General features: G+C 28.3%; 1 protein-coding gene. It reads right to left on the bottom strand.

Annotation, left to right across the window (positions count from 1 at the left end):
- Window positions 1–82: 82 nt before the first annotated feature.
- Window positions 83–805: an adaptor protein MecA gene (gene mecA / locus AC1Q7N_RS11655; RefSeq protein WP_001829308.1), complete on the bottom strand. Its 723-nt coding sequence runs from the start codon at window positions 803–805 to the stop codon at window positions 83–85.
- Window positions 806–1,048: the final 243 nt, after the last annotated feature.

The raw sequence follows: 1,048 nt of genomic DNA, 5'->3' as shown, positions 1-1,048 counted from the left end.
CTATAACTATAAAAAATAGCTATGAAAAAATCTATCGTCATAGATTTCTTCATAGCTAATCTTAGTATGTTTTAAATCATTATTATTCGTTTGTATCAGTAAAGTATTTACGTACTTGAGAAGTAACATTGTGACTCATAATAATCTTAGCGTAGTCGTTTAAATAAATATTTGTTTTATCAGTTGGATATGCAAACTCCAATAACTGACTATAACTATCGTTAATCATCTCTTGTGAAACTGAATCATCAAAATGAATTGAGTAATAATATTTATTATCAATCATATATAATAAATCTTCAAATTCATCAGTGTTTTGATTATTATGATAAGCATAGTCGATAACTTGCTCTAAATCGTCAAACTTCACTATAATATTTCTCACATTTGATGGCTTATGCGCACGTCTTTGTTGTTTATCTTGATGGTTTTTCTTTTGTTGTTTACGTTGTTCAAATAAATCTTCTAAACTTTCTTCACCTTCAAGTGTTTGAGCCAATAATTCATTTACCTGATCATCAAATTGATGATTTGTATCATCATCTGACATATTCATAGCATCTTCATTTTTTGATTTAGAAATCGTTACTTCCACGCCCTTTTCAAAAGCGTGTACTTGAATCCAAAGTGGACCTTCAACTACAAAATCCTCTTCTTCATTAATTTCATCCATCATTGACCAGAAAAACTCTTCACCACGTTTACGGTTACTCCATAGGTCTTCACGACTAAAACCACGTGCTTCAATGTCACTATATGTTATAAACAATTTTACTGTTGTATCATCAACACGTTCTATTCTCATATCATCTCACTCCTTACAGTCGATGAATAGTAACCATATTGTATTAGAACGGAGGTTAAATTACAATTTATTTGTTTGATTAAATTTAACTATTATTCATTTGGACATCTATTTTAACATATTCCCTGTTTTATTAACAAAAAACTTACTTTAAATAAGATTATATATAAAACATACTAAGATTAGCTATGAAGAAATCTATGACGATAGATTTTTTCATAGCTATTTTTTATAGTTATAGAG

This window comes from Staphylococcus sp. GW823-FHT05F06 (assembly GCF_058795495.1).
This window is presented reverse-complemented; position numbering and strand designations above follow the sequence as displayed.